Source organism: Phormidium sp. FACHB-592 (assembly GCF_014695795.1).
GTDB lineage: Bacteria > Cyanobacteriota > Cyanobacteriia > Leptolyngbyales > Leptolyngbyaceae > Stenomitos.
On sequence record NZ_JACJOZ010000103.1, the window covers coordinates 385,817 to 410,413 of the forward strand.

Genomic DNA, 24,597 nt, shown 5'->3' on the forward strand with positions numbered 1-24,597 from the left:
TTTAGATGCCAACAGCTTTGCGCTAGAAAGTTTTGAGTTTCAAGTTGAAGCTTAAGGTTGTTTGGCTCTTGTTTGGCTCTTTCACATCCCCGCTTCTGCCCTCTGCCCTTCTAGCCCTCTCCCTTCATCTTCTTAAGCGGCTTGTAGCAAGTGCTGTGCGATCGCCTCATTGCAGACCTCGACTGATGCGCCTTGTGTCATCGCTGTCATCAGTGCTTCATAAGCAGAGATCTGCGCCTCCAGCAGAGTTTTAGCGCGAAGGAGCGACCAGCGTTCCTTCTGTTCTCGTTCAGTAGGCGGCAAGCCCAGTTGCGCGAGTAAGCCTTTCAGCTTTTGGCGATCGTCTGCGCCACCTTCAACATTGCCGTAAATTAATTTTTCAGCCGCGATGCCTGCCATCCAGATTGTGCAGTAGCGATCGAGTAGCTGCCCAGATAGCTCCCCTTTCTGCATGGCAGCTTCTAACTCAGTAGAGTCAAACCGCACGCCGCCTTGACCGGGATAACCCTGCCTTAGGGCATCCCATGCATTCAGCGTGTAGCCAGTGGTAGGGATACCTAACTGATGGGCAACCAGGAAATGCCCTGCTTCATGACGAATCACGCGATCGCGATGTCCTGCTGAAAAACCAGCCAGCCAGTCGAGCAGCAGTGTTGAACCTTGCCCTCGCCAGCTTAAGGTGTCGAGCGTTGCTAGCCCTAACACTCCAGCAGTGGCGATCGTGGGTACCAACGGCGATAAATTGACTAAAGGTCCTAGTAAGCTCGTCATCGTGATTGTAAAGATGCCGATCGCTACTAAGTTAAGCGAAAGTTGATTCATTAAAGCAAGTTGTTAATATTTATGACTGCTTTCTAGCCTAGCAATGAATCGGTGATGGCGATCGCTCACTGCGTCTAAGAAGCAAAAAAATGCTTAGCAGGATATCAGCAAAGCTTAGGCGTAGTTAGTACCTACACGTAACCAACGGCAAGTTGCTGTTAGCCTCTTAGGTAAGGGATAGTAGAGTAGCGGCGCGTCTTCATCTTGCGTCCCGACTGCGCCACAAAAACGCTATAGATCGTATGCTACAAATTTCTCAGACGGTGTTCATTCCAGCACACGAGATTGAACTAAGTGCCATTCGCGCTCAAGGTGCAGGTGGACAAAACGTCAATAAAGTGGCAACCGCCATTCATCTGCGCTTCGACGTTGGAGCTTCTTCACTGCCCGATCGCTACAAGGAGCGGCTGTTGCAGTTGACCGATCAGCGGTTGACAAAAGATGGTGTGATTGTCATTAAAGCGCAGGAACATCGTAGCCAGGAACAAAACCGCGAGGAAGCACTAAAGCGCTTGCAAGAATTGGTTAAAAGCGTGGCGATCGTGCCGAAACGACGTAGACCCAGTAAACCAACGCGCAGTTCCCAGCAGAAACGGCTCGATAGCAAAAGCAAGCGGAGTCAAATCAAGGCAGCGCGAGGTAAGGTTGTAGACTAATAGCTGTCGTAGAGCCGCTAAACCTTACCAAAGCGTCGATCGCGTTGCTGATAAGCAGTCAAGGCTTGGTGAAACGCAGCGCGATCGAAATCGGGCCATAGCGTATCCGTCACATACAGCTCTGCGTATGCCATCTGCCAAAGCAGGAAATTACTCAACCGCATCTCGCCACTTGTGCGAATTAATAGGTCAGGATCACAGATGCCAGTGGTATAAAGATGGCGTTCAAAAATGGCTTCATCAATTTGCTCAGGCTGAAGCAGCCCTTGCTGCACTTGAGTAGCGATCGCACGACACGCCTGAAGAATTTCCTGCCGTCCACCGTAGTTTGTCGCCACTGTAAACCGGATGCTCTGGTTATGCTGCGTTGCCTCAACCGAGCGAGCAATTTCTTCCTGAAGCGACTGGGGCAGTGCTTGTAAATTGCCGACAAAGCGGATCTGCACATTTTCCTGCACCATCTCCCGCAGTTCTCGGCGCAACACCCGCTCAAACAGCGTCATCAAAAACTCAACTTCTTCTGAGGGTCGCCCCCAGTTTTCGGTCGAGAATGCGTACGCCGTTAGCGCCTGAATGCCCCAATCACGGCAGCAGCGGAGGAGATCCTTTAACACATCGACACCACGCCGATGTCCCATAATTCTCGGCTGACCACGACGCTTTGCCCAGCGTCCATTGCCGTCCATAATGACAGCAACGTGTCTTGGCAGCCGTTCGCGCTCAAGGTCAACAGGCAACTCTTGCAAAACAGTTGGCTTTACGGTCATAGTCTCTCCCAACAGCAAACGCTTATGTAAATAGTTCGATCAGACGGTAAAGATGGATGCTTAGGAGCCGTACGCTTGCGATCGTTCGCTTCTCACTTCTACCCTAACTTCTACCCTTCCGCCGACCCAGAATCCGTGCAGTTAGCGTTAAAACTTGAGTGCCAAGCTGATGTACAAGGCTACGGAGATTCGGAGCAACAGTGTCGCGTTCAGCCGTTTGAGCAAAGCGTGCCCCCAGCAAGTCCTTAAGTTTACTGCTGGTCAATGGGCGATTTAGAGTACCCCGTTCTGCTAGCGAAATTGACCCTGTTTCCTCAGAAACCACCACACAAATACAGTTTTCTACCCGTTCGGTAATACCCATAGCAGCTCGATGACGGGTACCTAACTGGCGAGAAGCAGTACGCTCTGATAACGGCAGAATAACCCCTGCTGCAATCAAACGGTTATCACGAATTAAAACAGCGCCATCGTGCAATAGGGTTGTTGTTTGAAAAATAGTTTGAATCAGTTCCTTTGAAACTTCGGCATTGATCCTCACTCCTGGTACAGAAAAATCACGCTCATCAATAGGGATACCTGTCTCTAAAATCAGCAGAGCACCGATGCGGTTTTGCGATAGCTCTTTGACTGCATCAACAATTTCATCAGTGACACTACCAGATTTCAATGTGGTTCTTCGTGAAGATTGGAACAACTGAAGCAGCTCGCCTCGACCAATTTGCTCCAAAAAACGGCGAAACTCTGACTGCAAAATAAACGCCATGGCGACGGCAGAACCAATCACTAAATTGCCTAGTACAAAACTAAGCAACGTCAATTCCAGTCGTCTGCTGAGCGCGGCTGCTAGCATCAGCACAATGAAACCACGCACCATCCAGAGTGTACGCCGCTCGCCAATAATGACCAGCATCATATAAGTGAGGGCAAGCACTAGCCCAACATCAACGAAAAACCTCAAGTTTTGAACGAAGAGAAGCGGTAGGGTCTGCATCCAGCTAGGGGTCGTCAGCAGCCATTGCCTCCATAGATATCCCATTGATCTGGATTAACCCTGCGCTTCTACAACGTGTTGAGTGTTGAGTATTAAGTCGTGAGTGAGGCAAGAGGTTGCGTTATGCAATCGCTTACTGCCTGTAACTACTTCAGTCGCTCTGGCAAGCGGTCTTGTCGAAGCAAATCTTGATAGGTTTCTCGCTGTAGGATGATACTGGCTTCTCCTTCCTGAACCAGCACAGCAGCGGGTCGAGCGATGCGGTTGTAGTTAGAAGCCATGCTGTAATTGTAAGCTCCGGTAGCCATCACTACGAGTAAGTCATTAGGCTGCGTCGTTGGTAGAGCAGCTTCTTTAATCACAATATCGCCCGATTCACAGTGTTTACCGGCGATCGCCACTGCCTCAGTAAGCGGTGCTGACATCCGGTTTGCCACCACTGCCCGATACACCGATTGATAGGTAATGGGACGTGGATTGTCAGACATCCCGCCATCAACTGTGACATAGGTCCGAATGTTAGGAATCGTTTTTTGCCCGCCGATCGTATAAGCGGTGACGCAAGCAGACCCAATGAGCGATCGCCCTGGTTCACTTAACAGCTTTGGTAGGGGTAAGTTCTGCGCCTTACACGCTGCCCCAATTGACTCGCTGACCACCTTTACCCATGCTTCAATGCTGGGCGGATCATCCGATTCGGTGTAGCGAATGCCTAACCCCCCACCAATGTCCAACTCCTGAATTGGTAGACCATGGTGCATTGCTTTACTCAGCCACTGCACCATCACAGCCCCTAGATCATGATGAGGCTCTAGCTCAAAAATTTGGGAGCCAATATGAGCGTGCAGACCAATGCACATGAGGCTAGGTTGCTGACTGATAAATTGAAAGACTTCATCTAATTGATCCAGCCCAAACCCAAATTTGCTGTCAATGCTACCAGTCCGAATGTAGTCATGAGTATGGCACTCGATACCTGGTGTGAGACGGAGCATGATGCGCGTCGGGGGTGCGGTATGAGATAAGTTTTGAGTTAATTCTGACTCCTGACTTCTCTCCCCTCGCTCCTCGCTCCTTACTTGCTCTGCTGCGATCGCTACCAGGGTTTTCAACTCATGCCAGTTGTCAACAACAATAGTGCAGCCCGCTTCAACAGCCATCAGCAGCTCTGCACGCGCTTTATTATTACCATGTAAATAGAGCTTGGTCGGATCAACGCCTGCCTGTAGCGCTGTGTAGAGTTCGCCACCTGAAACAATATCAATCCCTAACCCTTCACTGGCAACGATCGCGCAGACTGCCAAGCAATTCCAGGCTTTAGAGGCATATAACACCTGCGATGCGCCTGGATAATAGCGAATGAAAGCATCACGGTATTGACGGCACGCCGATCGCAGCGTTGCTTCGTCCAATATATAGAGAGGCGAACCAAACTTTTGCACCAGATCGACTACATCGCAACCACCAATCTCTAGATGATCCTGCTGGTTTACCGTTGCCGTCAGCGGTAAAAGCTGTTGATTGGGCGACTTGCTAGTCGATCGTGCGTCTAAGGTCTCTGCCGCAGCAGCCAAATATTGACGACCAGTAGTATGCATGGTAGTAGCGTGAGTCGATCCCATTGCGTCATCCTTGATTGTTAGTGCAGTAACGTAAATTTATGCCGTAACCTCTAGTTTACAATTGCCTCTTGCGCATCCTCAGAAAATAACGCACTTTTGTGACTTTTCTTGCACTTCAGCCGCTCTCGCTAGACTTACTACCCGCTGCCGTAGCACTTGATCAACGCTGCTTCGGCGGACTTTGGACGCTAGACAGTTACCAACGGGAGCTAGAGAGCCCTAATAGTGAGTTGCTGGTTGTAGTTGAGAAAGCAGAGGGCAGGCTTCCCAAAGCGTCAGCCGACAGGAGGCAGGAGACAGGAGACAGGAGGCAGAGGGCAGGAGACAGGAGACAGGAGGCAGAGGGAGCGAGGGAAGCAGAGGGAGCAAAGGAGCAAAAATATTTAGATTCAACACTTGAAATATCTCCTTCGGAGACGCTTCGCGAACAAAACTCAAAACTTTCTCCCCCACTCCCCATGCCCCACTCCCTACTCTCCACTCCCCTCGTCGGACTCGGCTGTTACTGGGCAATTCTTGAAGAAGCGCATATCACCATGTTGGCGATCGATCCCGTCTATCAGCGGCAAGGCTTAGGGCAAACGTTGCTCTATGCTCTGATTGCGTCTGCCCATGCACGCGGACTAGAACGAGCGACTTTAGAGGTGAGAGTTTCTAATGCGTCAGCTCTGGCTCTCTATCAAAAGTTTGATTTTCGTGAAGCAGGACGGCGGCGACGCTACTACCCAGACAATGGCGAAGATGCACTGGTGCTATGGCGAGGTGGTATACAAACCCCTGAGTTTTCTGGGCATCTAAGAGACTGGCAGCAGCAGGTCTATGACCGTCTATGCAAGGCAGGCTGGCAATTAGACATAGACAGCCATCAGTAAATAGTGAACCAGTTGCATGATGGATTAATGATGAAGAGATTAAGAAAGTCTGCTTGACTTACGAGTCCCTTTCCACTGACAATCACCCTTCGGAATAGTTTTATACAGTGGCGAATCACTGTTGCAGGTACGGTGATCACTGATCTCCTGGCGGCGTTATTCAAGCTGCTAGCTAGATCGTCTATGATAGAATCAACTCTACCGGCAAGCAGCAGGTGACAAGAATACGCCATGTTTGAACGCTTCACAGAAAAAGCCATTAAGGTGATCATGCTTGCCCAGGAGGAAGCACGCCGCCTGGGACACAACTTTGTGGGTACTGAACAGATCCTCTTGGGTCTGATTGGAGAAGGGACCGGCGTCGCCGCCAAAGTGCTGAAATCCATGGGCGTTAATCTTAAAGACGCTCGGATTGAGGTAGAGAAGATCATCGGTCGAGGCTCTGGCTTCGTTGCCGTTGAGATTCCCTTTACGCCACGGGCAAAACGGGTTCTAGAGCTGTCTCTAGAAGAAGCTCGTCAGCTCGGTCATAACTATATTGGTACTGAACACTTGCTTCTCGGGCTGATCCGCGAAGGCGAAGGGGTGGCAGCTAGAGTCCTGGAAAATCTCGGTGTTGACCTCTCCAAGGTTCGCACTCAGGTCATCCGGATGCTAGGCGAAACCGCCGAGGTTACGTCTGGTGGTAGCCAGGGTCGCACTAAAACACCAACGCTGGATGAATTTGGCTCAAACCTGACCCAAATGGCAGCCGACGGCAAGTTAGACCCAGTTGTGGGTCGCCAAAAAGAAATTGAGCGCGTGATTCAGATTCTGGGTCGCCGTACGAAAAATAATCCCGTCCTCATCGGAGAACCGGGTGTTGGTAAGACCGCGATCGCTGAAGGTCTGGCTCAACGCATCGCCAATGATGATATTCCCGACATTTTAGAAGACAAGCGTGTCGTCACACTTGATATTGGTCTCCTGGTTGCAGGCACCAAATATCGGGGTGAATTTGAAGAACGCCTGAAGAAAATCATGGATGAAATCCGCTCTGCCGGAAATGTCATCCTGGTTATTGACGAAGTTCATACTCTGATTGGTGCTGGTGCGGCTGAAGGCGCAATCGATGCTGCCAACATCCTTAAGCCAGCGCTGGCACGAGGCGAACTTCAATGCATTGGTGCTACAACCCTTGATGAGTACCGCAAGCACATTGAGCGCGATGCTGCCCTTGAGCGTCGCTTCCAGCCTGTGATGGTTGGTGAGCCAAGCGTTGACGAAACGATCGAAATCCTTCGTGGTCTACGTGAACGGTATGAGCAACACCACAAGCTGAAGATCTCCGATTTAGCGCTGGAAGCCGCAGCAAAGCTTTCAGACCGCTATATTTCAGACCGCTTCTTACCTGACAAGGCGATCGATTTGGTTGATGAAGCAGGCTCGCGGGTTCGCCTGCTTAACTCGCAACTTCCGCCAGCCGCGAAAGAACTGGATAAAGAACTGCGTCAAGTCCTTAAAGACAAAGACGATGCGGTTCGTTCTCAGAACTTTGATAAAGCGGGTGAGTTGCGCGATCGCGAAATGGAGATCAAAGCCGAGATCCGAGCGATTGCTCAAACGAAGAAGAACGAATCGACTAGCGAAGATGCTTCTCCTCTTGTGGATGAAGAGGATATTGCTCAAATCGTTGCTTCATGGACAGGTGTTCCGGTTAATAAGCTGACGGAATCCGAGTCCGAGAAACTGCTACACATGGAAGATACCCTGCACCAGCGTTTGATTGGTCAGGAAGAAGCCGTCCGAGCTGTTTCTCGAGCAATTCGTCGGGCACGTGTGGGTCTGAAAAACCCTAACCGGCCGATCGCGAGCTTTATCTTCTCCGGTCCTACTGGGGTTGGTAAGACGGAATTAACCAAGGCGTTAGCGACCTACTTCTTCGGTTCGGAAGAAGCCATGATCCGGCTTGATATGTCGGAGTACATGGAGCGCCATACCGTTTCTAAGCTCATTGGTTCGCCTCCAGGCTACGTTGGTTATAACGAAGGTGGTCAGCTTACCGAAGCTGTTCGTCGTCGTCCTTATACCGTTGTTCTGTTCGATGAAATTGAGAAGGCACATCCTGATGTCTTCAATATGCTGCTGCAAATCCTGGAAGACGGTCGCCTGACTGATGCTAAGGGTCGCACGGTGGACTTTAAGAACACCTTGCTGATTATGACCTCTAACATCGGTTCTAAGGTGATTGAAAAAGGCGGCGGCGGTCTAGGCTTCGAGTTCTCGGCAGCAGGTGATGCGGCTGAGTCTCAGTACAACCGCATTCGTTCCCTGGTCAACGAGGAATTGAAACAGTACTTCCGTCCTGAGTTCCTCAACCGTCTGGATGAAATCATTGTCTTCCGCCAATTGTCGAAGGACGAGGTGAAAGAGATTGCGGTCATCATGCTCAACGAGGTCTTTGGTCGCTTGCGTGAACAGGGCATTACCCTAGAAGTCACTGATCGATTTAAGGATCGCTTAGTTGAAGAAGGTTACAACCCTAGCTATGGTGCCCGTCCTCTCCGTCGAGCGATTATGCGATTGCTAGAAGATTCCCTAGCAGAAGAAATCCTCTCTAGCCGCATTAAGGATGGCGATACTGCTGTCGTTGATGTTGATACAGACGGTCAAGTCAAAGTGTTGCAAGGTGAAAAGCGCGAGCTACTGCCCCAAGCAGTTGAGTAAAACGCTTTAGCCTGATAGTTTGAAAGCGGTAGAGAGTAGTTATTCTCTACCGCTTTTATTTTTGCTATGAGTTACAACAATAAGAGGTTGACTGCATCAATCATAGGAATAACGCTGTAAGCTCAAGTAAGTAGCTGGACATAGTTATTCATATAAATGCATCTCGACTTCGCGTTCGACGTTTCGGCTAAGCTCAACGTTGAAGCCTGAGTGCCCTTCGGCTTGAGCGCTCAGGTCGAAAGCTCACGCCGAAGTCTCAATGCTCTCAGTCCTGTATATAAGCGAGTTGAGCGCAGCCGAAACTCGGTCTTTAAGCGGTGCTTGATTTAGCCCTCCTACTGTTTGCTTTTCTATTCAACAGGGGTGGAAGGCGTTTGCGACGAAGAGCAGTAATCAAATAAGGGCAGGGTTGAGTGTACTCATCATTTAGATATGCTCAAAATAAACTGCTTAATCAAGTTTAGATAACCATAGGCTACAATACCCAAGCTAGTTCAGGTTGTCTGGGGGATCAGCCCAGATGAGGTCAGAAAAATTGACCTGGGGAAAATCCGGTGAGAAGCCGGTGCTGTGACGCAACTGTGAAAGAAAGGCTGAAGGCTCAAGGCTAAAAAATTGAGACAGATTTCTCACTTTTAGCCTTCATCCCTTATTCTCCATCCTTTCCCAAGCCAGGATGCCCGCCTGAAGCTAATTACAACATTACGCCTGCGACTCACAGGCAAAGGTTCATCATGCAAAGTTTAGACGTTCTGCGCCGATCGCCCACGGCGGATTATCTTGCTACGGTTATCGATTCAGTCGCCCTAACCCCAACTATTAAAGCGATTCGATTGCAGTTAGATCGCAATGATTTTCAGTTTTTGCCAGGACAGTCCGTGTGGCCCAAGTTTGAACGAGACGGGCGCAAATTTAGCAAAATTTACTCGATCGCCTCTTCACCATCCCACTGCCCTGAAGTTGAACTCTGCGTCTCGCGTGTCGGCTGGAGTTCTGCCTTTCTGCAAGATCTAGCGATCGGGCAAGTGCTACCGTTACGTGGTCCTTATGGGCTGATGACCCTTAGCGAACTTCCTCAACGCCCTCGCCTCTACATTACTGAAGGCTCAGGCATTGCACCCCTAAAAAGCCAGATCGACTGGCTGCATGAATGTGGCTATCGGCAACCCGTGTGGCTAGTGCAAGCCAATCCCGAAACAACGGATCAGCTGCCCTATCAGCAGTACTGGCAGCAATTGCAACAAAGCTGGAAAAACTTTCACTATCGCGAGGCGATCGTCCAATGCCCAGAAGTCGTTCTGTCAGGGCTGCGGCTCGACTTGGCAGAGTTTGATATTGTCATCTGTGCAGTGGGCGATCGCTCTGACCAGCTTCAAGCCTTTGTTCTGGCTCTAGGGGCACGACTGGATCAACTGTGTTCAGAAAAGTTTATTGCGTTCTAACCACTGCCCTTGCGAGTATAAGGAGTATCTGGACAGTAGACTAAAGATTCTGGGCTAGAGACTATCCTTAACTGCAAGGGTGGGCTGTTGTTAAGTGTCTAGCGTTTAATGTCTGCTGTCTAAGCCACATCTTTATGACTTCTGAAGAAACCTCCGAACCCCAGGCTCCTGTTATGGCAACCTCTGCCCCACCGCGTTGGCGAGCCTGGTGGGAAAACATTCAAATTCTCATCATTGCTCTGATTCTGGCACTGTTAATCCGGGTTTTTGTGGCAGAACCGCGCTTTATTCCTTCTGATTCCATGCTGCCTACGTTGGAAGTTGGCGATCGCCTCATTGTCGAAAAGCTTTCCTATCACCTTCGTCCCCCAGCCTTTGGCGAAATTGTTGTGTTTGATCCGCCACAGCAACTTCAAATTCAGGGCTATACCAAAGACCAGGCATTTATCAAACGCATTATTGGTCAACCTGGACAAACCGTACAGGTTAATAATGGCACCGTTTTTGTTAACCAGCAGCCACTTCAAGAACCGTATATCGCTGCTCCCCCCAATTACACCCTACCGCCTGTGACTGTACCAGAGGGCGAGTTTTTTGTGATGGGTGATAATCGCAACAACAGCAATGATTCTCACGTTTGGGGTTTTCTACCGCAGCAAAACATTATTGGTCGCGCTTGGTTTCGCTTTTACCCGTTCGATCGTCTTGGGTTGGTAGAGAGGAAGGATCAGGAAACTGGGTACTGAAGCAATGCCGGAGCTTTGCAGTTTGAAACTTGCCCACAGCCATTATTTTTTGGTTCAAGCTAAAACCGAAGGTAATGCATCAGTTCTGAGACGACTTCGGCAGACAGCGAGAGCCGCCGTTGGAGATGAATTAAATTGCGGTAGGGGCTTACTGCGCGATTGGCAACGATCGCTCGTGCTAAATACGTATCGACAACGGGAATCCTGGTCAGCATTTCGACCGTTGCCGTGTTTGCATTTACAGGCTTAACGGTATCAACACTAGCAGCATCGTAATAGCAAAATTGGAGCACTGGTTCGAGCGGCTTGAGTCTTGGTACAGGCAGACTCAACACAGCAGCTATATCTTCAATGCAGTGCAATTGGACTCCTGATTGGGTCAACTCAACCAGCGATCGCGCTTGATGAATCGAAATTCCTGGCAATCGCAGCCAATCATCAATGCCCGCCTGATTCACATCAATCTTGACACCCAAACTGGCAGCTAGCACTAGCTCTGCCACAGATTGAAAGCGGTAATAGGGATCGTTTAAGAGCTGCGATCGCAGCGGTTGACGGGATTGGGCAGCCGTTGATAGCCAGTGAGGAAGCGGCATTGGGGATAAAGGATGTGAGGGATGAAGGAGAAACATTTAGGTAGCTAGTGGTCTTGTTAACAACCAACAACTAAGCAATGCGATCGAGCAATTTACGGCGCTTTTGCTCAAATTCGTATTCAGAAAGCAACCCATCGGCACGAAGCTGATCGAGATGGCGAACGGCATCTGCTACTGCACCAATTTGGTCAGAGTCAACCACCTCTGCACGCGACACAATGGTTGCTGTAGACGCAACGCCATCATTGAATTTCAGATCAAATTCATCGGCGTTTTGAGACAAATACCAAATGCCTTCGATCGCACTTGCAACCCTGGGAATCGGGGTCATAGATAGCAAGAGATAGAAAATGCCCCAAAGTGGCTGCCCCACATAAAACTTGTGCAACCCTGCACCGATCGGCGAAACAGCTCCAGCAAATGCCAATGCAGCCGCAATTTTACGATCTCTTAGTTTCTCTACCATCCCAACCCCACAATAGCCGTACTCAGACTTTACAATGGCAGAACAGTGGTGTGACGACTGTTACTTTATAGCAGCGCAGCGGTTAGCATCTGCCCTAGTGCCGTTACTTCTATCATATTGACTCTCCAGCGTTGATGACCGCAAAATTGTGCCTGCAACCGTATGCCTTTGTTGAAACGGATGTGGGGTCGTTACCGTCACCGCGATCGTTTGGTGACAGAAATATGAGGCAGCGAAAAGCGTTAAGGTCTGTCAAATCTATCCGGTTCAGTCCTTTAGGGCAAAGTACAGTAGAGTAATGAGCCTTACGATCGAAAAAATATCTAGTCAGTGTTGCTGAGTCTACTTTGTGACCACCCTTGGTTATTGTCAGCTTCAAGGTAATGAGCAGTCGCTTGCTACAAGTTAATGCTGTAGGAACCCTATCCTAGATTGATTTTCAGCAGTTTGTTAGAAAGTGAATCGCTCCTATAACGTTGTTTCAAAAAAGCAACTTTACACAAAACTTTCTCATAGAAGTAAAATAAAAGTTACATTGGCTGGGCAGTGAGTAGTTCAGGTTAACGTATCGCTTTTACTCATTGCAGTCGTACTGTACGTATTTTTACCGTTCAGAATATATTGAAGTTTCCTCAAGTCACTTGAAGAGTTCCTTGGTTCATGTCACAGAATGTGCTTCCCTCAAAATGGCTAACTAACTTTTCTGATCCCTATGCCGTCTTAGGAGTTTCAGTGGCTGCGGATGATCGTCGTGTCCTTAAGCGTTACCGGGCGATCGCAAAACTACTGCATCCCGATCGCTATACACCTGAAGACAATACAACCAAAGAACTTGCCAGTCAGCTTTTTGCTCGGTTAGTCAACCCTGCTTACCAAAAGTTGAAACAAGAAAAAGGGCGTAAGGAAAATGCATCCCTCCTGCGGCTACGAGCACGACAGCTCTACCGCGATACCTCCCTCAACCCTCAGGGCAATCTGGCACGTCAACTTATCCAACAGCCCATCAGCGAGGTTGATGTGTTTTATGAGCAGGCAATTACCCAACTTGCCGAGTCTCAATATGAACCATTAGAGCAGTTTGAATCGCTAACACAGCAGCTTGGTGAACTCAATCTGGTTTATTCGCAGCTAAAAGTAGGCGAAACACTGATTCGCGAGAAGCCTACTGGAATTGTGCCTAGCCCGACGCAGCCAAAGGTGCCCATCTTTTCGCCGCCGCCAGAAGTTGCTCCCCCCACTTATTCTGAACGGCACTATCGTCGTGCACAGGAATACATGAAGAAGAGCAACTGGAAGGCGGCAGAGCAAGAGCTGCGGGATGCCATTAAAATTGAGGCAGGCAAAAGTGAATACCATGCGCTGCTAGGGGTTGCCTATCTACAGCAAAACCTGCAAAGTATGGCGAAGGTTTACATGCGTCAAGCGCTGAAGCTAAATGCTGAAGACCCGTTGGCGCTTAAGTTTGCCTCTAAGCTCGGCATTGAGGTTCCGGCTTCGGAGTCTAAACAGCACAATGACAACCCACCTAAAAGTCAGCCAGCAACCAAAAGTCAGCCAGCAAAACAACCTGACAAAAATGGTGGGCTGTTTCGTTTATTTCGAGCGAAGAAATGACACCAGCAATATAGCTTTCAAAAGTAGCGGCATCCAGCGATTGCCGTTAAAGATTGCTGTTCAAAGAATCACAGTAACGTTGTTTTTACTCGCCGTTCAGCATAGAGAATCATACCGAACGCAAGAATGCCAAGAAACAAAACACCGATTGCACCAGCAAGGGGATTGCGATCGAAGCCCGTTAACCACTCAGGCACGTGTGGAGCATACTCAACCAGTTTGCCAACATTAACAATGTAATAGCTCCAGACCAACCCAGCATGTAACCCCATCGGCAAACCCAAACGACCTCGAAAACTGTTCGCAGGCAGATTGTGTTGCAGCGAAGGTTGCGAACTAGAGGGCAATCTACCACTAAAGTCACCACAGGCTCGCTTTGCCAGCACCAACGTTAGCCCTAGCAGCAATAGTGCCGGAAACTGGGGTCTTAGCCCATGTACTAGTGCAAAAATAGTTGCATTGACCCAGAGGACAACCTGCGGGCAATAATCACGCTGAAGTTCATCCAGCAGCCAACCACGAAAGAACAACTCTTCGGCGAAACCAATACCTAGAGAGACCAGCAAGCCTTCTACAACCAACCGCCAGAACGCGATCGATGGAGGCTGCCAGATCACCCAGCCCAAGACCCTCTGTACTGCAAACAAAGCGAATAGACTGGCAATACCAAGCGCTAGACCAGCTAGCACTTCAAGCCCCATCCGGTAAGAAAACTCGAGTCCGTAGCGCCGCAACAAGTTGGGCTGACGGTAAACCCATCGCCCCCAAAAGTTCACCAAAAGAAGGAACTCGGCGTAGAGGACAACAAGCGTCACAATGCTGACTGTGTTGCTATCCTCAATCACCTGATACAGTGGAACCGCGATCGGCACCCACAGTAACAGCAGGACGACTAGAAACACCCCAATCCTAATGGGAGCCGGAGCACGTACCAACTTAGGTAAGGGTAGCTTCAAAGTGCTCTCAATGCTTACTCGTCTGGCTCGATCGTGCTGCTTAAGCCGTGGCTGTTAAGCGTTTCACTATAAAACTCTGCGTGTTCTTGAGCGCAAGTAATGACTAAAGCCATCCCATTGGTATGCGCTTCCATCATGATGTCAACTGCTTGTGGCTGAGTCAGACTAGACACTGTTGTCATCAACGTCTGCACTACGTACTCCATTGAGTTGTAGTCATCATTGTGAAGCAATACGCGGTAACGGGGCGCAAGCTTGCGAACCGTTGAACGCTGTTCAATGGTTTCGACAGACACGTTTCTATCCTCTCATTAAAAAGTTAACAACAAATTGAATCCGGTCAGGCAACTTGATGGCGGTTGCGATCTTGACTCCATATTTAAAGACGGCGGTGCAATAAGTCAAACTCTAACGCACCTTAAAGCCAAGACTAGATGGCTGTGCTTTGCTAATTTAGGTCAAAACACAAAGACCATACTGACGTTACTTAACATCACTTATAACACTCAATAGTAGCTTTCGGCATCCGTCTCTAAGACAAGAGGTTTGCACCAACGCGAAAGCCTTTGACCGAATGTATAGAGTCTGCACATTTATCAACTCTAGAGGTAATGCTGCTTTCAGTATTATGGCGGCGGCGAGAGAGGCACCCGACCGTCTAAGATCAAGGGAAACTAAACGCTTACCCTATGGGTTTTCCTTTGAATCACGGGTGTGGCAGTCCTGCGGTTCCCTGCTTTCAACCGTCTCAGATTGTTGGGCTGGAACATGAAGCCAGTTGCCTTTATGCCGAAGTGGTGCAGGTGATCGAGAGTCGCCAGAGCTGCTGGGTACGTCCTCTGATGTTGGTATTTTGGTCAGAGGCAACTCAAAGGCAGAATAGTGCTCTGGCAACAATGACAGCGTGCTACGACTTACGCCATGACTCTGATCTGCTTTTACCGCTGACCTTGTTTCGAGTAGCGCTGGATGTAGAAGTGCTACCGTGGCTGGCTGACCTCTACATAGACGATCGCGACGTAGCCGACTCTGAAAAAAAGGCAAGCGGGCACCAGCTATTCAAAGAGTTTATTCAGCAAGTTTGGCAGGCTCATCCAGAGGTGTTTCAAGCCCCCTCACGACTGAAGAAGACTTAATTTTTAGCCGATCGCCTCACAATCAATACGCAGTAAGTAGCTTTTCTTACAAGTAGGCAGAGGCTTTAGGGGCTTCTCCTTTAGATAGAGAGTGACCCCTTCCACTCACAAGAATCTCCTTAGTTTATTAGCATTCAGCTACTGATCAAGGAAGTGATCAAGAGGCTTCAACTTTACTTGCACCTGTTTAAACTAACAGGTCATTTCAACAAATCTCCGTCAGCGTTGAGCGTTGGTCAGTTCAGCCCTGCCAATACTGTTAAACCTGAAAACTTTGTAGCAGAGTACACAAGTAGCATCAGAGCGTGCTTCTAAGCTGCACATCAGCAGGTACTTAACCCTGTCGGTTGAAAAGTACTGGTTTTAAGGAGGAGTCAGAAGTCAAAAGTGTTGATTGTTGAGTTTTCAGTGATCGGGCTTTTGACTTCTGTTTTTTTTGCATCCTGCTGTCTTTTTCCCATTTCAGTCATGGAGTTGCATGATGAGGCAGCCGCCAAGTCTGTCACTCTGTAGAGCTGTGAAATTGATGGAGAGCCATGCTGCGATCGCAAAGAAGCAAGGAATCATTTGCTGTTGATGTTGAAATGCTTTCAGCTTGAATGAATCAGACTGCAAGGCAATAAATCCAACCAATTTGGGTTTTTAAGCGAGAAAAAGCGTTGGCTTTTTAATTGCCTTAGCAAGCGTAGCTGGCACTTAGAGCTACCACCTATTAACTTTTTACTGAGGACAAAACCATGCCAGAAGTAACGACCCCTGCCCATCAAGTTGGCGATTTCTTCGTTGATTACGAAGAGAAAGTTTTTGAAGATGTCAAAGCCGATCCAGGCGAAAAAGCGCTGGTGACGTTTCACACAGTTGCCTTTGAAGGGTCGATCGGGTTAGTCAACCTCCTGCAAGCCCTACGCCTGTTACGGAAAGGTTTTGAAACCTCTGTTTTGCTTTATGGTCCTGGTGTGACGCTGGGCGTGCAGCGCGGCTTCCCAAAAATTGGTGATGCAGCGTTTCCGGGGCACCAGAACTTCAACGATCAACTCAGCAAATTTATGACGGAAGGCGGCAAGGTTTATGCTTGCCGTTTTGCTCTCCAAGCGCTGTATGGTCATGGCGAGCCTTCTCTGATTCCCGGCATCCGCCCCATTAGCCCCCTAGATGTACTGGACATAATCTTGCTGCACCGTAAGGATAATGCCTTTATTCTCGACACATGGACAGTTTAGGAAGTTTTAAGTAATGAGTTTTGAGTTTTGAGTTGGACAAAAAGCTCAACTGAGAACTCAAAACTTAGAACGATTAACTTGTTAGGAGGCGCTGTGGATTATTCCCGCATGGTGAGAGCGGCGGCAGTACAGATCAGTCCGGTGCTATTTAGCCGCGATGGAACAACGGAAAAAGTGTTGCAGGCGATCGCCAGCGCTGCTAAGGAAGGCGCACAGTTAGTCGTTTTCCCTGAAACGTTTGTGCCGTACTACCCCTACTTCTCCTTCGTCCAGCCCCCCGTGCTAATGGGCAAGGAGCATATGCGGCTGTATGAAGAAGCCGTCGAAATTCCAGGTGCTGTGACGGATGCGGTGAGCCGTGCAGCCCGTTCCTACGAAATCGTCGTTGTTTTGGGGGTCAATGAGCGCGATCGCGGCTCTATATACAACACGCAACTCATTTTTGATGCCGATGGTTCGCTGCTGCTAAAGCGGCGCAAAATCACCCCCACGTACCATGAACGCATGGTTTGGGGACAGGGTGACGGCGCAGGTTTAACCGTTCAAGATACAGCCGTGGGCAAAGTGGGTGCTTTGGCATGTTGGGAACACTACAACCCGTTGGCTCGGTTTGCCCTCATGGCGCAGCATGAGCAGATTCATTGTGCCCAGTTCCCCGGCTCGATGGTGGGTCAAATTTTTGCTGACCAGATTGAAGTGACGATCCGCCATCATGCACTGGAGGCGGGCTGTTTTGTCGTTAATGCGACGGGCTGGCTATCACCAGAGCAAGTGGGGCAGATCACTGCTGATGAGACGCTACAAAAAGTGCTGAGCGGCGGCTGTCATACAGCAATTATTAGTCCAGAAGGTACACATCTTTGCCCGCCGATTACCGAGGGCGAGGGGATGGCGATCGCCGATTTAGACTTTTCGCTCATCACAAAACGTAAGCGCATGATGGATTGCGTCGGTCATTACGCACGCCCTGACCTACTGCAACTGCGGCTGAATCCGAGTCAGTGGGCAGTCATGAGTAGTTTACAGAATGAGAGCACCCAACAGTCAGCGGCAACACCTCCTCTCAACATCCCCCAACCTGAATTTCTCACGCTGGAACCATAAGTGGTTTAGCGGTCAGCTAACTCCTTCGGAGAAGCAAGCTACAGCGGTCAGCGGTCAGCTTTTTAGCCTTTAGTCTTTCCCTCTTACTCTCTACTCCCTGACCAATGAACAAACAGCAGTTAATTACAGACCTCCAGACAAATGGGTTGAGGTTAGTAGAAGAAACTGGCGCGGCTGGACGCAAGGGTGGCGCAGGACCGTCGGATCATAAAGCCGTTACGGTTGAAGGGACAACAGTTATGGTGCCGGTCTATACGGGTACGGCAGCACGATCGCCCTATACAGCAACCCTTGATGCAGCTACAGAAGCGGTCATGCTGCATTGTCATGATGAAGCGGTGGCACCGGTCACCTTTCCGCAAGCGCCAAAGTTTTACAACCTGATGACAGCGGATGGCGTTCCTTACTGGAAAATTGCGTTGCTGCATAGCCATGACGTGCTGGCAACCACAGTGCTGCAAACCTGTATGCGCTATAGCGATGCAGCAACCTCCTGTCAATTTTGCGCGATCGGACAGTCCTTAGAGGCAGGTCGGACGATCGCCCGTAAAACACCTGCCCAGCTAGCAGAAGTGGCAGAAGCAGCAGTGCGGCTGGACGGAGTAAAACACATGGTCATGACAAGCGGCACGCCAAACACGAGTGATCGGGGTGCCGCCTATTTAACCGAGTGCGCCCGAGCGATTAAGCGCCGAGTTGATTTGCCAATACAGGCACAGTGCGAACCACCGGACGACTTCATCTGGTTTGAACGACTAAAGTCTGCTGGCGTTGACACGCTGGGCATGCATTTAGAAGCTGTTGATCCACAGGTGCGTGCCCGAATCATGCCTGGAAAAGCAACGGTGCCCGTAGCGTATTACTACGAAGCCTTTGCTGCTGCCGTTAAGGTCTTTGGTTGGGGACAAGTCAGCACCTATCTGCTGGCAGGGCTGGGTGACGATTTGCCCACGCTACTGGCAGCTTGTGAGCGCTTGGTGGCGCTCGGGGTTTATCCCTTTGTTGTGCCGTTTGTACCCATCAGTGGCACCCCGTTGGCAACTCATGCGCCACCGACTAGCGCCTTTATGCTGCCCCTCTATCGGCAGGTGGGTGCAATGCTTGCACGCGCGGGTCTGTCTTCTAATGACATTAAAGCAGGCTGTGCTAAGTGCGGTGCCTGTTCTGCTCTTTCAACATTTGAAGAAGTTGTTGGTTGTTAGAGAAGGGAAGCAGTACAGAGTAGAGACGCAAGCTATTCAAAACTCAAAACTTAAAACTTCTACCCCCTCTTCTTATGTCTACGCCTTCTTACTGCTTCAAACTGGCAACAGCACCGTCCGAAGTAAGCGGTTATTTCGCCTTACGGCACTCGATTTTTGTGGATGAGCAGCAGTTGTTTCAAGGCTGTGATGTGGATGCGATGGATGCGATCGCGTACCCGATTATTGCGCTGGCAGCCGAAACTGCAGAGAGGCAGAGGCGCAGAAGTGTCGGTCAGCTTGTTTTGCCGCTCACACATCATCCTGTACTCTCAACACATCATGCTTACCCCACACAGAATACGCCTGTGCTGGGTGTTGTAAGAATTTATGAGCCAGAACCGGGCTTATGGTACGGCGGCAGGCTTGGTGTCCATGAGGCGCATCGTCGTGCTGCTCGGATTGGTAAGGGATTAATCTACAAAGCTGTGACAACTGCAAATACGTGGGGTTGCGATCGCTTTCTTGCCACAGTGCAGCTTCAAAACGTCCGATTCTTTCAGCGACAGCACTGGCACTCCCTCGAAGAACTAACCATTCATGGGCTGCCGCATCATTTAATGGAAGCCGACTTGAACTACTATCCCCCCAGCACCGAACAGCGTCCAGCCCTCTCTAGTTTTACCAGGGAAGCCTCTTGATACTGGCAGACCTCGTTACACACTTACAGCAGTCACTGGGCATCTTGCATAAGCAGGACATTCAAACAGTGGCGCGACGGTTGGGAGAAGACAGAGTTAAGGGCTTTAGCGGTCAGCAGTCAGCAGCCAGCAGTCAGCCGCTAGCAGGCAACAGCAACGCCGCACCCTGTACTCCGCACTCTGTACCGCTGACGCTCCTTGGCGATGACTGCGCTGCCATCCCTGATGGCTCTGGCTATTTGCTCTTAGCTGCAGAGGGTATGCTGCCGCTACTGGTAGACACAGAACCCTGGTTTGCAGGCTGGTGCGCCGTGATGGTTAACGTCAGTGACATTTACGCAATGGGTGGTCGTCCGGTTGCGGTAGTTGACACGATTTGGAGCCAGACAACAGCTATTAGTGAACCGCTTTTAGACGGTATGCGCGCAGCAGCAGCAGCATACAGCGTGCCGATCGTCGGTGGGCATACGAACGGTCATAGCCCTTACAATGCTCTCTCAGTTGCCATTCTAGGACGAGCAAACCAACTCATCACCAGCTTTGACGCACAACCAGGCGATCGACTGTTATTAGCAACCGACTTTCGCGGTACGCCCCATCCCAAGCATCCCTTTTGGAATGCCGCCACAACAACAGATCCCATCCAATTGCGTGACGATTTAGCCATCTTGCCGCACCTGGCAGAAACAGGATTTTGTAAGGCAGGTAAAGATGTCAGCATGGGCGGTATTGTAGGCTCCTTGCTGATGCTGCTAGAAACCTCAAAGTGTGGTGCAGTGTTGGATCTCGATGCTATTCCTTGCCCACCAGAATTGATGCTAGAACAATGGCTGCTGTGCTTTCCTAGCTATGGCTTCTTACTGAGCGTCCGCCCAGATAAAGTCGATGCAGTGCGATCGCAGTTCCATAAGCGTCATTTAGTGTGCGAGGCGATCGGTGAAGTCCAGTCAAGGCCGCAGCTTGTACTTAAAGCACGAGACCAATCAGCCGTCTTTTGGGATCTTGCTACACAAGCCCTCACAGGGTTTTCGCCTACCTAGAACTGTTGGAGCGTTGTCTCTCCTTAAGTTGCTAAAATGTCGCTCGCTGCAATGTTCATGGCTTAAATCGGCATGAGCCATCAATTACTGGCGCTGATAGCGCATTCCAGGCTGTTGCGAAACTAAGCCCATGAGTTCAAGCTGAAGCAACGCACTAGAGACAGAACCTGCCTGGAGAGCTGACTGCTGCACAATCAAATCGAACGGCAAAGCGTCAATGCCACCGTCTTGCGGAAAGTTAGTGAGGATTTGCAGGACTTTTTCGAGGTCAGGTGCCAGATCTAAGGGAATAGCGGTTTGATGGGCTGTTGTAGGCGGTACGAGTGGTGGTAGAGTGCCCAGCATTTCGAGCATGTGTGCTTCGCTGAGAATGACCTGAGCACCTTTGTTAAGGAGGTGAAGACAACCGGTCGCCTTGGGGTTATCCAGGCTACCAGGCAGCACATAGACATCGCGCCCATAATCATTGGCAACGTGTGCCGTAATCAAGGCACCCGATCGCAACGGCGCTTCCATAACAATCGTGGCGCGGCTGAGTCCTGCAATAATGCGGTTGCGGCGCGGAAAGTGGGTGCGATCGGGCTGTGTCCCTGCTGGATATTCGCTCAGCAGCAACCCGTGCTGCATTACCTCCTGGTGCAAATCACGGTTTGACCAGGGGTAGACGACATCAACCCCAGTACCTAGCACCGCTAGAGTACGTCCATGCAAGCTAATACAGCTTCGATGCACTTCTGTATCAATGCCTTCTGCCAGACCGGAGACAACAGTGAAGCCGCTTTGTGCCAGTGTTGTAGTGAGACGACGAGTCCAGCGTCTACCGTAGTCAGAAGGATCGCGGGTGCCAACGATCGCTACCATCGGTGTTGTGCCCTGATTCTCTAGCAGTTCCACCTTACCGCGATAGTACAGTAGCGCAGGCGGGTCAGGCGCTTCTAGTAACAGGCGGGGATAATTAGCATCCGCAGGTGTCCAAAAGTTGGGGTTCTCGCGTTCATGCTGGTTAAGCAGCGCCACCGGATCGAGTTCCTTGCGGTCTGCCACGAGCGTCTCTGCGGTCTGAAACCCAACCCCTTCAACCTCGATCAGTGCAGTCGCGTCTGCTTCCCATGCCGTTGTTAAGGAACCAAAGTGCTTCTGCAATCGCCTGAGCAGAACTGGACCAACGCCATTCATCTGTGACCAGGCAAGCCAAAAGGCACGTTCTTCTACCAATGTTCTCTCCTCATGTGATGCCCCTGATGGAAGTGTAGGCTGCAACTACTAAACCCTATTAGCCCCTAAAGCGATAGAAGTCTGCTGCCAGTATTCCCAGTGATTGATGATGATCGCTTAGCCGCTGCTGTAGAGACGGCACGATTGCCTAGCCGCTATACTCGCGCTATACGTTTCCAATACTTTTCCACGCCTGCTCACGTTAAGGAGCAACGGCGATCGCTGGTAGCAGTCATTATGAACAATTTGGTGATCAAAGTTGCAAACTTCTCGAGCGACTTCCCCGCAATCCAGCAGATTCGATCGCTTGTTTTTCAGAGTGAGCAGGGAGTTGCGGCTGATTTAGAATTTGACGGTAAGGACGAAGCTGCCGCACACCTGCTGGCATTGTTAGATGGTGAGCCGATCGGCACAGCAAGAATTCGTACGCTTGATGCCCAAACTGCCAAAATTGAACGGGTTGCTGTGTTGAAAGCAGCACGAGGGTTAGGTATTGGCAAAGGCATAATGGTCGAAGCGCTGGCATTGCTTACTCAGGCAAAAATGGCGGAAGCCCATATCCACGCGCAGACAGCTGTACAGGGCTTCTACCAACAGCTTGGCTTCGAGCCAGAAGGGAGCATTTTTATTGAAGCGGACATTCCCCACATCAAGATGAAAAAGCGGTTGAGCCAGCCTGAAGTCTGACGCTTCGCCGCTGATGCCAAACTCATTGCTAAACCATAGGTGAAGGAATCAGCAGTTGCAGGCGTGCTATAGGGACGGTTGAGGTTCGGTAATACGACCTCTTTCAATGACTATTTGAGGAAACGCTGATCATCGTATTAGAGTATGCTAGTATCAATGGCTGGAAAGGCTGCTTCCCCCTGATAGCATTCATCTACACGTTGCCGAAAGCCACTTTGGGAAGCATCAAACGCAGTATTTACACAACTTAAGCTTTACACAATTTAAGGACATGACCCAGAACGTTATGAACCAGCAGGTTGCTCACCCAATGGTTAAATTGCAGCGTCAAGTGCGATCGCTCGTCGAAGGCAAGCTGCTAAAACCAACAGATAGCATTTGGAAAATTGCCTTGCTCTATGGCGATGACTGGTCTTATTGGAAGCAAGAACTGCTTTCGTTTGAATTCACCATGCAAGATCCTGTTAGCGACTTGCTAGCGGTGGAAAGCTGGGAAGAAGAAGACTAGTAGCAGAAAGCAAACGGTAGAAGGATGAAATGGTGATGTGAGAAGCTACAGCAAAAGGATGAAGGATAAATAGAAGCCCTTGCTTGAAGGACGTTTCAAGGTTTATGTCTGTCTTAACGTTCTCTTCGACGGCTATATTTGCTGCTTCGTTACTGCTCAATTACTTCTACGCTCATACATCATGCTGAAATAAGCCTTTAGCCCCCAGCCTTTTTAAAGGCAGCGTGACAACGCCTGCGCTAACTCTCTTGCAGTGCTGTAGCGATCGCTAGCACGTAAGGCAGTGACGCGCTCAATTACATAACGTAGAGGCGGCGTAATCGCCGGGTAGCCGTCCAGCAGAAAGCGGTAGCCCTGGCTAGATTTTTTGTAAAGACGGCTGGGGTTTTCGCCTGTGATGAGAAAGATCAGGCTGGGTCCGATCGCGTACAGGTCAGACTGGGTAATAGGGCGACCTTGAGCCTGTTCGGGAGCAGCATAGCCTTCAGCACCAATGCGTGTGCTAGAAGGCATCCCGACTGCTTTGACGGCTCCAAAGTCCAGCACGGCGATGCGATTGCTCGTTGTTTGCACTAGTAGATTGCCGGGCTTAATATCACGGTGAATGATGGGCGTGCGATGGTGGTGGAGGTAGTCCAGTACGTCACAGGTTTGCATCATCCAATCGATCGCCTGTTGTGCTGAAACAGCACCTTGCTTGCGAATGCGATTTTCTAGATCTTGACCATGCAGCAACGCCATCACTAGGTACTTTCTGCCTGCTTCAACAAAAAAATCGTAAAATTTGGGAATACCTGGATGATCAAGTGTTTGAAGGGTGCTTGCCTCCCGCTCAAACAACTCCCGTGCTTTGGGAATGCGAGCCATGTCAGCATTCATTTCCTTGAGCACTCGTAGCGCCTCTTGTGGTCTCCCGGACGGTAGCACCGCAGGGCTTGGGTGCCACACCAAATAGGTTGTACCCATACCGCCCCGACCCAACACGCGCAGAACCTGATACTGGCGAATCGTTTTCTCGACTTTGACTGGCAGCCCACAGTGAATGCAAAACAGCGTATCGCTCGGATTATCGTTATGGGTGCAGGGGCGCTGCGGCAATGCTCTGGTTAATGGCAATACACTTGGCAAGATTGGCAGTTGGGGCGTTTTAGTGCTCTCTAGCTGCTGAGCTGATACAGTACCCGCTGCCAGAATTTGTAGTTTCAGCAACGGTCCATCCTGCGCCAGTTGCAGCAACGCAGTCTCAGCAATTAGTCCTTGAGACATCACAGCACCATTGACAAACGTGCCGTTAGCGCTATGGTTCTCTAAATGCCAGCAGCGCTGTTCTATCGGTGTGGCAGCATTCCCTTGTCGGCTATCGTCAACCTGCCGTAGGTCTAGATGATGACGGGAAACCAGTAGATCGTCCAGTATGACGTGATTGTCGGGAGCGCGACCAATCCGAATCAGCGTTTCACTTTTGAAGCACCATTGCTTTAAGGGAGTTTTGTCTTGCGGATGGAGGAGGGTCAGGATGACCATTGGCGTTTGAGTTGCAGTGATG

At 50.1% G+C, this 24,597-nt stretch carries 25 protein-coding genes and 1 riboswitch; of the genes, 14 read left to right on the forward strand and 11 right to left on the reverse strand.

The features are described 5' to 3' along the window. Positions 1 to 132: 132 nt before the first annotated feature. Positions 133 to 822 carry an ATP-dependent Zn protease gene (locus H6F86_RS28465; protein WP_190453940.1) on the reverse strand — a complete coding sequence of 230 codons (690 nt, stop codon included), beginning with the start codon at positions 820 to 822 and terminating at the stop codon, positions 133 to 135. Between the two features lie 242 nt (positions 823 to 1,064). On the opposite strand from H6F86_RS28465, the gene arfB reads away from it, so the two are divergent. Then, positions 1,065 to 1,478, forward strand: a complete 414-nt coding sequence (arfB, locus tag H6F86_RS28470; protein ID WP_190453943.1) for an alternative ribosome rescue aminoacyl-tRNA hydrolase ArfB — start codon at positions 1,065 to 1,067, stop codon at positions 1,476 to 1,478. A 17-nt stretch (positions 1,479 to 1,495) separates the two neighbouring features. Here the strand turns inward: arfB and uppS are convergent, their stop codons facing one another. The 3 genes from uppS to lysA form a co-directional block, all read right to left on the reverse strand. Beyond that, positions 1,496 to 2,245, reverse strand: coding sequence for a polyprenyl diphosphate synthase (gene uppS / locus H6F86_RS28475; protein ID WP_190453949.1), 750 nt, complete (start codon positions 2,243 to 2,245; stop codon positions 1,496 to 1,498). Positions 2,246 to 2,348: 103 nt separating this feature from the next. Further along, entirely contained in the window at positions 2,349 to 3,239 is an 891-nt protein-coding gene (gene cdaA, locus H6F86_RS28480; RefSeq protein WP_242033744.1) for a diadenylate cyclase CdaA, read from the reverse strand. Between the two features lie 146 nt (positions 3,240 to 3,385). Next, positions 3,386 to 4,837 carry a diaminopimelate decarboxylase gene (gene lysA, locus H6F86_RS28485; protein ID WP_347241341.1) on the reverse strand — a complete coding sequence of 484 codons (1,452 nt, stop codon included), beginning with the start codon at positions 4,835 to 4,837 and terminating at the stop codon, positions 3,386 to 3,388. Positions 4,838 to 4,959: 122 nt separating this feature from the next. Here lysA and rimI point away from each other — a divergent pair, with 122 nt between their 5' ends. The 4 genes from rimI (at position 4,960) to lepB (ending at position 10,627) form a co-directional block, all read left to right on the forward strand. Further along, positions 4,960 to 5,733: a ribosomal protein S18-alanine N-acetyltransferase gene (gene rimI, locus H6F86_RS32590; protein ID WP_347241280.1), complete on the forward strand. Its 774-nt coding sequence runs from the start codon at positions 4,960 to 4,962 to the stop codon at positions 5,731 to 5,733. Positions 5,734 to 5,964: 231 nt separating this feature from the next. Next, complete coding sequence (locus H6F86_RS28495) at positions 5,965 to 8,439, forward strand: ATP-dependent Clp protease ATP-binding subunit (protein ID WP_190453957.1); 2,475 nt, start codon at positions 5,965 to 5,967, stop codon at positions 8,437 to 8,439. Positions 8,440 to 8,918: 479 nt separating this feature from the next. Then, positions 8,919 to 9,142: riboswitch (cobalamin riboswitch) on the forward strand. A 31-nt stretch (positions 9,143 to 9,173) separates the two neighbouring features. Beyond that, positions 9,174 to 9,881, forward strand: a complete 708-nt coding sequence (locus H6F86_RS28500; RefSeq protein ID WP_190453960.1) for an FAD-binding oxidoreductase — start codon at positions 9,174 to 9,176, stop codon at positions 9,879 to 9,881. Positions 9,882 to 10,054: 173 nt separating this feature from the next. Beyond that, on the forward strand, positions 10,055 to 10,627 hold the full coding sequence (lepB, locus tag H6F86_RS28505; RefSeq protein WP_242033746.1) for a signal peptidase I: 573 nt from the start codon (positions 10,055 to 10,057) through the stop codon (positions 10,625 to 10,627). Positions 10,628 to 10,686: 59 nt separating this feature from the next. Here lepB and H6F86_RS28510 read toward each other — a convergent pair whose 3' ends face one another. Together H6F86_RS28510 and H6F86_RS28515 are read right to left on the reverse strand one after the other, a co-directional pair. Beyond that, complete coding sequence (locus H6F86_RS28510; protein WP_190453964.1) at positions 10,687 to 11,223, reverse strand: ComEA family DNA-binding protein; 537 nt, start codon at positions 11,221 to 11,223, stop codon at positions 10,687 to 10,689. A 70-nt stretch (positions 11,224 to 11,293) separates the two neighbouring features. Beyond that, complete coding sequence (locus tag H6F86_RS28515; protein ID WP_190453967.1) at positions 11,294 to 11,689, reverse strand: SHOCT domain-containing protein; 396 nt, start codon at positions 11,687 to 11,689, stop codon at positions 11,294 to 11,296. 660 nt (positions 11,690 to 12,349) lie between these two features. On the opposite strand from H6F86_RS28515, the gene H6F86_RS28520 reads away from it, so the two are divergent. Next, a complete protein-coding gene (locus H6F86_RS28520; protein ID WP_190453970.1) occupies positions 12,350 to 13,303 on the forward strand; it encodes a J domain-containing protein in 954 nt (317 codons plus the stop codon). A gap of 68 nt (positions 13,304 to 13,371) precedes the next feature. Here the strand turns inward: H6F86_RS28520 and H6F86_RS28525 are convergent, their stop codons facing one another. After that, positions 13,372 to 14,259, reverse strand: a complete 888-nt coding sequence (locus tag H6F86_RS28525; RefSeq protein WP_190453973.1) for a type II CAAX endopeptidase family protein — start codon at positions 14,257 to 14,259, stop codon at positions 13,372 to 13,374. A 14-nt stretch (positions 14,260 to 14,273) separates the two neighbouring features. Beyond that, a complete protein-coding gene (gene clpS, locus H6F86_RS28530; protein WP_190453975.1) occupies positions 14,274 to 14,555 on the reverse strand; it encodes an ATP-dependent Clp protease adapter ClpS in 282 nt (93 codons plus the stop codon). 393 nt (positions 14,556 to 14,948) lie between these two features. Here clpS and H6F86_RS28535 point away from each other — a divergent pair, with 393 nt between their 5' ends. Next, positions 14,949 to 15,395, forward strand: coding sequence for a hypothetical protein (locus H6F86_RS28535; RefSeq protein WP_190453977.1), 447 nt, complete (start codon positions 14,949 to 14,951; stop codon positions 15,393 to 15,395). Between the two features lie 462 nt (positions 15,396 to 15,857). On the opposite strand, the gene H6F86_RS28540 is transcribed toward H6F86_RS28535, so the two are convergent. Next, complete coding sequence (locus tag H6F86_RS28540; RefSeq protein ID WP_190453980.1) at positions 15,858 to 16,010, reverse strand: hypothetical protein; 153 nt, start codon at positions 16,008 to 16,010, stop codon at positions 15,858 to 15,860. A 122-nt stretch (positions 16,011 to 16,132) separates the two neighbouring features. Between H6F86_RS28540 and H6F86_RS28545 the strand changes: the two genes are divergently transcribed. From H6F86_RS28545 to H6F86_RS28565, 5 genes are all read left to right on the forward strand, one after another. Next, on the forward strand, positions 16,133 to 16,615 hold the full coding sequence (locus tag H6F86_RS28545; protein WP_190453983.1) for an MSMEG_0572/Sll0783 family nitrogen starvation response protein: 483 nt from the start codon (positions 16,133 to 16,135) through the stop codon (positions 16,613 to 16,615). A 93-nt stretch (positions 16,616 to 16,708) separates the two neighbouring features. After that, positions 16,709 to 17,719 carry a Nit6803 family nitrilase gene (locus H6F86_RS28550; protein WP_190453986.1) on the forward strand — a complete coding sequence of 337 codons (1,011 nt, stop codon included), beginning with the start codon at positions 16,709 to 16,711 and terminating at the stop codon, positions 17,717 to 17,719. A gap of 104 nt (positions 17,720 to 17,823) precedes the next feature. After that, positions 17,824 to 18,921: an MSMEG_0568 family radical SAM protein gene (locus H6F86_RS28555; RefSeq protein ID WP_190453989.1), complete on the forward strand. Its 1,098-nt coding sequence runs from the start codon at positions 17,824 to 17,826 to the stop codon at positions 18,919 to 18,921. A gap of 74 nt (positions 18,922 to 18,995) precedes the next feature. After that, positions 18,996 to 19,601: an MSMEG_0567/Sll0786 family nitrogen starvation N-acetyltransferase gene (locus tag H6F86_RS28560; RefSeq protein WP_190453992.1), complete on the forward strand. Its 606-nt coding sequence runs from the start codon at positions 18,996 to 18,998 to the stop codon at positions 19,599 to 19,601. Then, positions 19,598 to 20,641 (forward strand): sll0787 family AIR synthase-like protein, encoded by a 1,044-nt coding sequence (locus H6F86_RS28565; protein ID WP_199305545.1) that lies wholly within the window; start codon positions 19,598 to 19,600, stop codon positions 20,639 to 20,641. Before H6F86_RS28560 ends, H6F86_RS28565 begins: the two co-directional genes overlap by 4 nt. 84 nt (positions 20,642 to 20,725) lie before the next feature. Here H6F86_RS28565 and dprA read toward each other — a convergent pair whose 3' ends face one another. Then, a complete protein-coding gene (gene dprA / locus H6F86_RS28570) occupies positions 20,726 to 21,856 on the reverse strand; it encodes a DNA-processing protein DprA (protein ID WP_190453996.1) in 1,131 nt (376 codons plus the stop codon). Between the two features lie 99 nt (positions 21,857 to 21,955). Between dprA and H6F86_RS28575 the strand changes: the two genes are divergently transcribed. Beyond that, entirely contained in the window at positions 21,956 to 22,543 is a 588-nt protein-coding gene (locus H6F86_RS28575) for a GNAT family N-acetyltransferase (protein WP_347241285.1), read from the forward strand. Between the two features lie 286 nt (positions 22,544 to 22,829). Beyond that, complete coding sequence (locus tag H6F86_RS28580; RefSeq protein WP_190454416.1) at positions 22,830 to 23,051, forward strand: DUF4327 family protein; 222 nt, start codon at positions 22,830 to 22,832, stop codon at positions 23,049 to 23,051. Positions 23,052 to 23,264: 213 nt separating this feature from the next. On the opposite strand, the gene H6F86_RS28585 is transcribed toward H6F86_RS28580, so the two are convergent. Beyond that, positions 23,265 to 24,575 carry a protein kinase gene (locus H6F86_RS28585; RefSeq protein ID WP_190453999.1) on the reverse strand — a complete coding sequence of 437 codons (1,311 nt, stop codon included), beginning with the start codon at positions 24,573 to 24,575 and terminating at the stop codon, positions 23,265 to 23,267. Positions 24,576 to 24,597: the final 22 nt, after the last annotated feature.